Below are 11,149 nucleotides of genomic sequence, written 5' to 3' on the forward strand. Positions count from 1 at the left end.
TATCTATGGATACTTTATTGGTTTATTTCCGAATGCGGAAGTAAGCCTTTTTGTATTTTCATAGATTGACCGATGTAAAATACAGGATTAAAATAACATTTATTATATGTTATTGAATTATAAGTGATTTGGGTGATGGAGGTGTGATAATGGAATTGGTACCTACAATAAGAGCACATATTGAGAAATATATGAGAGAACAAAATCTCAAGTTGCAGCATTTTTCCGATATTACAAGAATTAATGTTGGGACATTAAGTGCTATTATTAAGGGTAGCAGACCAATGTCTATGAACCAACTGAATCAGATCACTTCAGCAATGGGATTAGAGAAGGGGCATTTCTATGAGAGTTATGGGGTAGAGTCCTTCATTGAATCATCGCCTCACTGGAGACGTTTGGAACCATACCTATACGAGTGTGCTGAAATAGGTAAATTGGATTGTATACAACAAGTTATTACTCATGTGACGGACGATCGATCTTATATAGAAGAGTTATTCGAAGTAGCTGAAGGTTTCTTTGCTAGACGATTAAATGAAGCAGCTCTTATTTTATATGAGTGTGTTGCAGACAGTGAGAAATATCAACACTCGGAACGGTTGGCCCTTTGTCAGTACCGTATTTTCCTGCTTCATAAGACACTGAGCAAATTTGATAATCTTAAAGCGGCAATAAAGTTTGAACCATATATTGATAAATTGAATGAGGAAGTACAGTTGGATGCCATAAAAGATTTAGCTAATTTGTACAGCACATTACATATGTGGGATAAAGTTTGGGAGTTAGCTGAAGAACTAGAAAAGAGAGTAGACTTTCAGCTTAATTTTCGAACCAATAGGCGGAAAAATAAAATGAGGATAGCACTTTATCCGATATTTAGTTATGAGGCTTATGCAAATCTATTAAAAGCATCTGTGTCTGAAAAGCGTAAGCAATATAGAGAAGCTTTAGAGTACACAGATGTTTATGAGAATATTATGAATGAATTTCAAAATCCAACTCGAGAAGAACAAGAATTGATAGAGCGATTCAAGGGCTGGGCTGAAGGTAACCGCTACTTATATAATTTAATGTTGGGTAATATCGAAGTTTTAGGTGCTTATCTAAATTTTTTGGATGCTAATCCCAAAGAGATTTTGACAGCTTTTGTTTACATTGCAAAGGCTGCTAATCAGTGGTCCTACAATATTGATCATGCGTTGAATAGGTTTGAAAATTACATCATCCAAATCAAGGTAGAGAAAAATTCCGAAGGAACATATAACGAGCAGTCTTCGAATCTAAAATATATACTTTTATTCTACGAACTTGCAAAATATAGGTTGAGTCAAAACCAAATTCAGCAGGGGATCGAACATTTAATTACTAGTTTCGAACGATCTGTCTCAAGTAATGATGACATGATGTGTATCAAATGCATTGACTTATACGGAAAATACAGAAACCAAGCCAGTAAGACCCAGGAAGAGCAGTATACAAAACTAATATATAAGTTAAGTGTACCAACTTTTCAATAGTAAATTATCTGGGGAGGACGATGAAGACAATGTCCAATATACGTTCCTATATTGAAGATTTCTTGAAGAATGAGGGATATAAGCTACAGCAATTTTCAAGAATTGCTGACATTAATGTGGGGACATTAAGTGCGATCATCAAAGGAACCAGACTTATTTCAATGAATCAACTAGACCAAATCACATCAGCAATGGGTTTGGAACAGGGGTACTTTTATGAAATGTATGGAGTTGAATGTTTTATTGAATCTGCGCCCCATTGGAGGCGATTAGAACCGTTTTTATATCGTTGTGCTGAACTTGGTAAGCTAGATATTATACAACAAGTCATTACTCATGTGACAGATGATCAATCCTATATTGATGAGTTATTTAATGTGGCAGAGAGTCTCTATAATAAAAACATGAATGAAACGGCACTCATTTTATATGAATGTGTGGCCGCCAGTGAGAAGTACCAGCACTCGGAGCGGTTGGCCCTTTGCCAATACCGCATTTTCTCGCTTCATAAAACACTGAGAAAATATGATAATCTTAATGCCGCAGTAAAGTTCGAACCGTATATTGATAAATTAAATGAAGAAGTGCAATTGGATGCAATTAAAGACTTGGCCAATATTTATTGTGCGATACATTTGTGGGACAAGGTCGATGCGTGGTCACGGGAACTGGAACGGAAAGCTGAATTTCAATTAAAAATGCAATCTCGTAGGCGAAAAAATAAAAGAAGGCTAACAGCCTATCCTCTTTTTACATATACAGCCTATGCAAACTTAATGATATCGACTGTATATGAGACCGGCGGGGAATATGATAAGGCCATAAAGTATATGCAGAAATACATGAGGATAATTGAAATTGAGAATCCTACACAAGAGGATCAAGAAATAATAGATTTATTCAAAAAATGGGGGGAGGGTAATCGACTGTTGTACCAATTAATGCTTGGTCAAGAAAATGTAATCGATGCTTATTTGGATTATATCGAAAACAACCCTTCAGAAATATTAGCTGGATTGGTTAATATTTTGCAGTCGGCTAATCAGTATTCCTTTAACATTGACTATGCTTTAATTCGATTCGAAAATCAGATCAAATTAATTAATACGGATATGCACACTAAAAGCGGGTATAACGATCAAATGTTTAACCGCGTGCATCAAGAATTTTATTATGAATTGGGAAGGTATCAAATGAAAAAACGTAATTATTCATTTGGAATGGATGCCTTACTTGTATGTTTAGAGCTCTCTTCTTTAAGTAAAGATGATCTGATGTGCATTAAATGTTTGGATATGTACGGGGAGTATCGGAGCGAAGCCAATGAAACACAAATGAAAAAGTATAAAAATGTAATAGAAAAGTTAAGCACACCAACTTTTTGATAATGAAATATCTGGGGAGGGGCGGTGAAGGAAATGTCCAATATACGTTCCTATATTGAAAATCACTTGAAAGACAATGGGTATAAACTACAACAGTTTTCAGAAATTGTTGACATTAATGTGGGTACATTAAGTGCGATCATCAGAGGAACCAGACTGATTTCAATGAACCAACTAGACCTGATTACTTCTGCAATGGGTCTAGAACAAGGGTGCTTTTATGATATGTATGGTGTGGAATATTTTATTGATTCTGCACCCCATTGGAGACGATTAGAACCGTTTATATACCGTTGTGCTGAGCTTGATAAGCTGGATATTATTCAACAAGTCATTACTCATGTGACAGATGATCATTCATATATAGATGAGTTATTTGAAGTAGCCGAAGATTTGTATAACAAAGGAATGAAGCAAGCAGCACTTATTTTGTATGAATGTGTGTCTGAATGCGAAAAATATCAGCACTCTGAACGTTTGGCTATGTGTCAGTATCGTATATTTCTGATTAGTATGGGTTCTGACCAAAAAGAAAACAGAAGAATTATTTCAAAGTTTGAACCTTTTATAGAGCGATTAGATCAGGACTATCAATTGGATGCAATTAAGGATTTGGCGAATGCTTACTGGGGGTTGCATGAGTGGAATAAAATGAAGGATTTATCGCAAGAACTTGAGAGACGAGCTAACCTGGCTATGAAACAAACTAAAAAGCGTGGATCTAAATCTCAATATCCTTTCTTCGTATACAAAGCCTATGCCAACTTACTTTTTTCTAACTATTGTGATTATGCTAAAAATTACAAAGAAGCCTTAAAGTACACTGATATATATGAGAAAATCATTGAGAATGAAGCGAAAGTTTATGCAGATTATGAAGTTCTTCATAAATTTAGAGAATGGGCGAAATTCAACAAATGTTTGTATAAAGTCATGATGGGAAGAAAAGAGGTCATCCCTGAATACATCGCTTACATCGAACATAGTGAAGAGGAAATTCTCCCTGCAATGGTCAAAATTCTTCAATCAGCAAATAGATATCAATATGATATAGATGAGGTGCTGATTAGATTTAAAGCTCAAATCGATGCTAAATTCAGTGACGCACGTTCACAAGGAAGATATACTGTACAGAGCTGGTATTATCGAAGAGTGGTGCTATTCTACGAATTGGCCTTTTACTACTTTAACAAGAAGTGGTTTGAACTAGGAGCTGTTTCTCTGTTAACAAGTTTAGAGTTAAGTATTTTTGTCAAAGATGACGTTCTGATCTCAAAATGTGTAAATCTCTATGGGCAGTTTAAGGAGCATTTAACTAATCAAGATCATGATAAATATAAAATACTAGTAGATAATATTTATATAGAAGCGAGTTTATAGTTTAGCCTACTGCAATCAGTAGGCTATTTTTTATGTTTACTTCCTTGAAAAGATAGAGCGCAATGCCTTTTCTAAAGAATTCTTTTTACAATATTATGCAAAACATATTATGTTCTAAAAAGCACTTGTAGTCATGAGATAAACTAATAGCTTACTCATATTGAATGTTTTTCTAGAATGTCCTAGAGGGGTACATGCGATGAGAGAACTAAGTATCTTGAAAGACCAAATCGAGCAAGGTCGGCAAGAGTTGAGTCGCTTGGTAGATCAATATGGAATCCCGAATGTGAAAGTGCTTGAGCAGTCTATGGCGTTGGATGAGCTGATTAATGAATATAATCGATTTACTTTAGGAATGAACATGAGGAAATGAATGATATGATATTTATGCTTTTACCAAATAATTACACATGATAATTTGTATAATTATTCAAATAATTTAAATATAATATTCTTTTGCAAAATATTATATTTTAAAAAAGGGATCAACATACTAGTTCAATTTTTGAAAAGGTTAAATGAATTTTTTATCTATATTAAATAAGGAGGTGAGTGTATGGGAGCAAGTAAACCTGGTAAAGGCAGTAATAAATATCCCGAGCTGACTAGCGGGGATTTCGGTGTTGGAGCAATCAGATTTCAAAATCCTCCAAATACAGGCGGGGGAACAGGGAACACCGGTAGCTGTGGCGTTAATGTTAGTTGTGTACTTTGCTGTTGTTGTGGCAAAGGTGGTGGAGCGGATAATGTACAAAAACAAATTGAACTATAGGACTTTTTTTGATCCCCAATAATTATATTGATTCGAGTGCGGCAATATACGTATTTAGGATATTAGCCGCACTTGAAGTTTAAAGCGGAGGTGTCATATCACTTTGATTACAGAAGAGTACACTACGTATACATTGAATAACTTTGTTATCTATGAAATAAACTCAAATGAACTAGTTTTAATGCATAACTATGGGATAGTGAAAATAAAAGAAGCAAGATTAATAGAAGAAATTAAGAAATGGGATAACAATAATATTAAATCAGTCCATGAAAAAGAACTTATGGATGTTTTTCAAGAAGATTATTCAAATGCTATAGCATTTTTAGAGAGTAATTACATCTTCATTACTAAAGAAGAAGTGAATTTCTCAATAGAAAAATGCATTTTCTTAAGTAATAATGATGAAATACTTAAAGTGTCTCGAGAGTATCTTTTTGAGAACCAAAATATGAAAAATTCAATTGTAAATCTTAATGAAGAATCAAATAGCACACTACTTTCAGAGAAGTATAGTAATACTTTATATGTAGTGTTTATGAATCCTTACAGTAAAGAAATTGCCAGTAAGATTACTTCACTTGTAAGAAGGAGTGAGAACTCAATTTTATTGATGAGCTACACATACAACAACAACTTTTATATTGATTCTCTTTATAGCCCTCAAGCATTTAATCCATGTCATTTTTGCCACATAGGCCACATTGAATCGCAATTACGTGTAGATTCTACTGGGAATATCTCTTATCAGCAAATTATAGATTCGATTTATAAAGATGAACCCAAATTCAAGGTTCATACTCCTCTAAACAAAAATAATATTTTAAATATACTCTCGTTATTAAGTAATAAAATAAGTAAATATTTCACCCTGAAAAATGGTAGAATAATCCATAACGAGGAGTTGCATGAATGTTCTGTATTTGATCTTCAAACAAATAATTACTATACAGATTATTCATTACATTGGGAGCTATGTGATTGCTATGAAAAATAAGTATGTTGGAAGTCTAGAACATAACACAGTGGAAAGGTCTTTCACTGATTACATTTACTCTTGTTATATACCAAAGAAAGTTGAGAACTATATTCTTAAATTTCATCAAAGCAGTACTTTGCTAAAGTTGCCTGATTCCAAGCACCAATCCATCGATGATAACGTAATTCCATGGCTTGAATATGCGCAGTACACAGATATCACTCCTGATTATTACGAACAGAAAATTAATCTTAATACAAGCACAGAAGTGAATGTAATCGGAAGTTACAGATCATTTAACAAAGAAAGAAAGTTCAATTTTGAAGAGTTATCCCAATTATTAAATGATGCTTTTATAAGAGATAAACAAAAAGGGTCTAAAAAATATGGTTCTGCTGGTGCTCTCTATCCCATAGTTCCGTTGGTACTCGTGTTCCAAGATCATGATACTTTAACAAGAGGTGTTTACGTATATGATGGTATAGAACAAACATTGTTAAAAATAAAGTCTTGGGTCAAGGACGAAGCACTCCATATCAAGAAGTATGTCTGTCATGATGCAATAGATCTACCGGAAATTTGTATTGCATATGCAGCAGACTTACGCAGATCAATAATCAAATATCATATCAGAGGGTACAGACATGCTCTAATAGAGGTAGGGGCCATGAGCCAAGTATTTAAAAATTCTCTCCATAAAATGAGTAAAGGTGTCGGGGAGGTAAGCTGGTCTGGATTCAATGATAATGAACTGACTAAACGATGTGGTCTTAATGTGAGATTGTGTCCAATAGTGATGCTTCAATGGTTTGGATACACGGATTCAACAGGAAAATGAGGTCGATATCATGTTGTATTTATCAAATCCTCTTCACTTTAATATACCGGAGCAAAAATTTATTACTGACGACATATACACATCCTTCTCAAGGATTGGGAACTTTCTTAAAAATGGTTATATAGGGCCGGATAGTTCCACTGCAATAGATTTTAATAAGCAACAATCTCTAATCAAAGCTTTTTCAGAAATGATCGAGAGAAGGGCAATATCTGCCGGGGGCATCCCTTTTGATGAGAAGAGTGTTTACGCTATTAATATGGTGAATTCAAGTAGTGTACTTATTAATAAGAAATACTCAACGTATTCATTATCAGGAGAATTCCCAATTGATACTACCGGAACCTCTAGTCATATTTCGTCACAAAAAGCAATTGTTAGTTCTCTCCGAGAAATTATTGAAAAAAATGCCTTATATCTATTTTGGTATGGTAAACAAGGTTCTAAAATTAAACTAGATGTATCTCTGATAAACAAAAATAAGATTTTATCTGGATTAATGTATCAAAAAAATAAAGAAGTTCTTTTTTTTATCAATGAATATTTCTATCCCTTAAAGGTAGTATTTTGTTTTATTCTTTACAAAAATTTCGTTTGCTCTTCTGGGGTGGGTAGCTCTTTTTCCATTGAAGAGGCTATCCTTAAATCCACACAAGAAGCCGTTTTATTACAGTGGAAAGAAGAAAGTAATGAACTCGTTGCTATGTCACGCCAAGTGTTCAAGAAAAAATATGAAAATCAATCTGAGATTATTGATTACTTATCTGTAGGGTACGGAAGTATCTCAACTAGTGATTATGAAAAAACGATGATTGAATTAACAATCTCCAATTTGTTGAATATACTTCCTGCTTGGGTGGATGAGGTATATATGATTCCGCTAAAACAAACGGTAACTACAAAAATTAAATGTATAAAAATCTACTCTCCTTATCTTTTTAATCATATTCCTTTAAAAGAGTACATTAACCTAAGAAACCCTATGAATGTAAATACGATAGATCTTAACGAGCAAAGCATGTTGAAAATACCTAACTGTATTGTAGTGTGATAGAGAGGAGAGAATACGCTTTGATAAATAATCCAGTGAACGGCACACCTTTTATGATTGAAAGGTTTCATATCAAACAAAATTCATTTCTCCTTGACTATTTTCAGAGTGATGTTATTACGTATTCTGAGAATGGCCCGCCTGCAAGCGCAATTGATTTTGATAAAAGAAAATCAATTAAAGCAGCAATAGGAGAGCATATAGAGAGGGTATCTGTTTTTAACAATTATCATAGATTCAGGGATCAATTAGTAGAGGGAGTCAACATGCTGAATGGTACAATAGAACAATTTCCTCTACATCGTATTTTGTTGAACTGGAATGATCCTATACTTAACAAATTAAATCTAGATAATATATATAGCGATACCTGCGGAATGGCCTCTCATGTTAGTTCCCATCAGTCAATAAATTCTGCATTTTTAGAATTCTTTGAAAGACAAAGCTTGCTCTTTAGTTGGTTCACTAAATCTCCTGCTAAAAAGATTCATATTGAAGATATAAAATTTATAGATCTTCAATCCATTATCCAGATGTCTCGGATACATGTAGATGAGGTTTTTATGTACGATATATCGTTGTGTGATGAGGTCAAGGTAGTAATTACAATCGCCTTTGGAGAAAAAACTAAAGGTGTTGGGATAAGTGCTGATTGGGACTACCGAGGTGCAATAACAGGCAGTTTAAAAGAGCTATTCCAATATATAACTGTGGAGCAACCTATAAAAAAATCGAATTATCAAAATACGGAAAACTCGGTTGATCCATTACTTTACTCTCATTATTTTATGGAGAGACTTGGTGTAGATGAATTAAAAAGCGAGTTCCAATACCTAGAGAAATCGGATCAAGTGTGTGGTGAACTAATAGATGGAGACAAAGCTGATCCTAATGAATTTTATAATACAGTAAAGAAAATTTCTTTAAAATTGGCAATGGATTTTAATCTTTGTTATATACCAGCTCTTGATAGAGAATTGAATACAAAAATTGTTAAAATCATAACAAATAAGGGTTTCCATCACATGTATGCTGCAAAAATAGACCCAACTCAAGTAGAAATCTTAAAGCCTTATAAGAATCGATTACACAATATAGGGAAAATGCTCCCGTTTGGATAAATTGGAGGTTACCTTTTGAAAATAACTCGTGAATACTTCCGTCTGTTTACTAAAATGATGTTAAGCAACAAAGTAGCATTCGTATGGTATTTGTTATTTCCCCTCATTGCTTTTTTTATCTTTAACTATCAATGGTTTACTCAGGGGCCGGAGATCAATGAATTTTACATTCAGACCAGTGTATTTGTTTCATATATTATTTTTGTGATGTCCATTGATGTGACGACCAATCTGATCTCTTTAAGGGAGAGCGGTTTTTTCAAAATGTTCAAATTTATCTCGGGTAGTAAATATCCTATTATCTGGGGAAAAGCTCTGAACCAAATTGGTTTTCTGTTCTTGACCATTCTTCTTTTCTCGCTAGTATCGGGAGTGATATTCCTGGATAGCTTTGGACAGGTTGCTTTGTTTCTCGCCGTTGCTTTAACAAGCTGTATATTGGGATCTGTCATGGTCATTTTATTAACGCTTATCCTTATGCTTCTTCCAGTAAGGCAGGAGTCGCTGAATGCGGTGGTCAGTATGAGTTTACTGGTCATGTTTTTTCTATCTGCAAAGGGACTGGCGTATTCAACAGAGTATGGTCTACTTCTGGTGTTCATCAACCCTATGGAATACGTCAGGAATCTAACTTTTTTATTAGCAGAATGGTTTATGGATAGCCCGTTCCCACATTTGAGTCTGATTAACATGAGCTTCATCACACTTTGTTATATTACCTGCGGACTTATCGCACTCAAGTTTGTGAAAGTCATATCCAGAACACATCGGACATAGCAGGAGGATCTATGATTAAAATTGAAGATTTGAGCTTTTCTTATCCCAAAGCCTCTCGCAAAAATCTGGATCATTTACATGTGGAGTTTCCCGAACAGACCGTTAATATGATCATTGGCAAGAATGGTTCTGGCAAAACGACATTATTTGATCTGATCGCGAATGTGATTAAACGTCCGCCAGAAATACAAGGTATTCCTGATGAGAAGGAGATCATCTACCAGCTGCAGGGTTTGTTATTTCCTCTAACCTTAAAGGCTAAGGATCTTTTTCGTTTTTTTCTGTATTCCGACCACTCCAACCGTATTGAAGTGAATAATGAACCTTATGTAGATGAAGCTATGAGTCCAGCTGAGGTTGATTTGGTACAGCGTGTATGGAATATGGAGTTTGGGCAACTATCTGTTGGGGAGAGGCGCTATCTGTGTATTCTGGCAATCACGTTAATGCAGAGAAAATTGTACATCTTCGATGAACCATTGGCGGGAATCGATCCTGAGATGCGTTATCATATTTTAAAAAGGATCGAAAAGCTGGCACTCCATAATGAGTGCACTGTACTGGTCTCGAACCATCACTTGCAGGATATTGCAAATATCCAATGTGTTCTGCATTTTATTCATCAAGGTAAAATAACCTTTAGTGGGTCATATGATACATTTATTGAAATGGGAGATGGAGTGAATCCTGACTTAGCATTTCTGAAGCAGGTAAAGTAGGAAGAGGCATTTCTCCATTTTAAATACTCAGATACATGTCTAATTTGAACCGAGAGCGGAGAGGAAAAAAGCTATTTTTAGTTACGGGGTGAAATTATATAAAGGTGCGAGTGTATAACCAAGTTTAGCCTACTCATCAGTAGGCTATTTTTTATTTTTAAGTTCTTGGAACTGCAGTAACCGAAAGCCAGGGGGCGTCTCGATTTGAAATTTAAAGGAATCCGAAGGCGGACATTAGCTTTAGATTCACTAGTTTGTACAAATATTTACTGGTATAATATTCTGAAAATTCCCAGTTATGATTTATTTTTAGGATGTTCGAGCCGATAAATAGAGTATAGAGTCATGAGAAAGCTATAGAAACTATATTAGGAAGTTGAGGAGTCAAGAAGATGAAAAAACTAATTTTAGCGGTATTAGCAGGTGCATTAAGTGTAAGTTTGATGGGATCGGGAGTGAAATCGGCTTCTGCTGCGGGGTCACCCAAGCAAGTGGAAGTGTTGTTAAATACGATTAAGATGAAATTTCCAGATGCCAAGCCATTTCAGGATGCTCAAGGGAGTGTTATGGTTCCCATTCGATTTGTATCCGAAGCGTTAGGTGCGAA

General features: G+C 34.7%; 11 protein-coding genes and 1 pseudogene. 11 read left to right on the forward strand and 1 reads right to left on the reverse strand.

Annotated features, from left to right (window positions below; translation table 11 throughout):
• The first annotated feature begins 149 nt into the window (after positions 1 to 149).
• From DFQ00_RS26540 to DFQ00_RS26575, 9 genes are all read left to right on the forward strand, one after another.
• Complete coding sequence (locus DFQ00_RS26540; RefSeq protein ID WP_110899437.1) at positions 150 to 1,520, forward strand: helix-turn-helix transcriptional regulator; 1,371 nt, start codon at positions 150 to 152, stop codon at positions 1,518 to 1,520.
• A 29-nt stretch (positions 1,521 to 1,549) separates the two neighbouring features.
• Positions 1,550 to 2,905, forward strand: coding sequence for a helix-turn-helix domain-containing protein (locus tag DFQ00_RS26545; protein WP_110899438.1), 1,356 nt, complete (start codon positions 1,550 to 1,552; stop codon positions 2,903 to 2,905).
• 24 nt (positions 2,906 to 2,929) lie between these two features.
• On the forward strand, positions 2,930 to 4,285 hold the full coding sequence (locus DFQ00_RS26550) for a helix-turn-helix domain-containing protein (RefSeq protein WP_146236229.1): 1,356 nt from the start codon (positions 2,930 to 2,932) through the stop codon (positions 4,283 to 4,285).
• Between the two features lie 199 nt (positions 4,286 to 4,484).
• A complete protein-coding gene (locus DFQ00_RS26555) occupies positions 4,485 to 4,658 on the forward strand; it encodes an aspartyl-phosphate phosphatase Spo0E family protein (RefSeq protein ID WP_110899440.1) in 174 nt (57 codons plus the stop codon).
• Between the two features lie 183 nt (positions 4,659 to 4,841).
• Positions 4,842 to 5,057 (forward strand): hypothetical protein, encoded by a 216-nt coding sequence (locus tag DFQ00_RS28910; RefSeq protein ID WP_146236230.1) that lies wholly within the window; start codon positions 4,842 to 4,844, stop codon positions 5,055 to 5,057.
• Between the two features lie 103 nt (positions 5,058 to 5,160).
• Positions 5,161 to 6,054, forward strand: coding sequence for an McbB family protein (locus DFQ00_RS26560; protein ID WP_167433850.1), 894 nt, complete (start codon positions 5,161 to 5,163; stop codon positions 6,052 to 6,054).
• Complete coding sequence (locus DFQ00_RS26565; RefSeq protein WP_208643828.1) at positions 6,035 to 6,874, forward strand: nitroreductase family protein; 840 nt, start codon at positions 6,035 to 6,037, stop codon at positions 6,872 to 6,874. Before DFQ00_RS26560 ends, DFQ00_RS26565 begins: the two co-directional genes overlap by 20 nt.
• Before the next feature lie 10 nt (positions 6,875 to 6,884).
• Positions 6,885 to 7,925: a YcaO-like family protein gene (locus DFQ00_RS26570; RefSeq protein WP_110899443.1), complete on the forward strand. Its 1,041-nt coding sequence runs from the start codon at positions 6,885 to 6,887 to the stop codon at positions 7,923 to 7,925.
• A gap of 20 nt (positions 7,926 to 7,945) precedes the next feature.
• Complete coding sequence (locus DFQ00_RS26575; RefSeq protein ID WP_110899444.1) at positions 7,946 to 9,046, forward strand: YcaO-like family protein; 1,101 nt, start codon at positions 7,946 to 7,948, stop codon at positions 9,044 to 9,046.
• A 170-nt stretch (positions 9,047 to 9,216) separates the two neighbouring features.
• Here DFQ00_RS26575 and DFQ00_RS29685 read toward each other — a convergent pair whose 3' ends face one another.
• Positions 9,217 to 9,747 carry a hypothetical protein gene (locus DFQ00_RS29685; RefSeq protein WP_146236231.1) on the reverse strand — a complete coding sequence of 177 codons (531 nt, stop codon included), beginning with the start codon at positions 9,745 to 9,747 and terminating at the stop codon, positions 9,217 to 9,219.
• 87 nt (positions 9,748 to 9,834) lie between these two features.
• On the opposite strand from DFQ00_RS29685, the gene DFQ00_RS26585 reads away from it, so the two are divergent.
• Both DFQ00_RS26585 and DFQ00_RS26590 read left to right on the forward strand, forming a co-directional pair.
• A complete protein-coding gene (locus DFQ00_RS26585; protein ID WP_110899446.1) occupies positions 9,835 to 10,542 on the forward strand; it encodes an ATP-binding cassette domain-containing protein in 708 nt (235 codons plus the stop codon).
• Between the two features lie 392 nt (positions 10,543 to 10,934).
• Positions 10,935 to 11,149 (forward strand): annotated as a pseudogene (locus DFQ00_RS26590) (copper amine oxidase N-terminal domain-containing protein); the annotation flags it as partial.

The sequence above is a fragment of the Paenibacillus barcinonensis genome, assembly GCF_003217495.1.
In the GTDB taxonomy this organism is placed as follows: Bacteria; Bacillota; Bacilli; order Paenibacillales; family Paenibacillaceae; genus Paenibacillus; species Paenibacillus barcinonensis.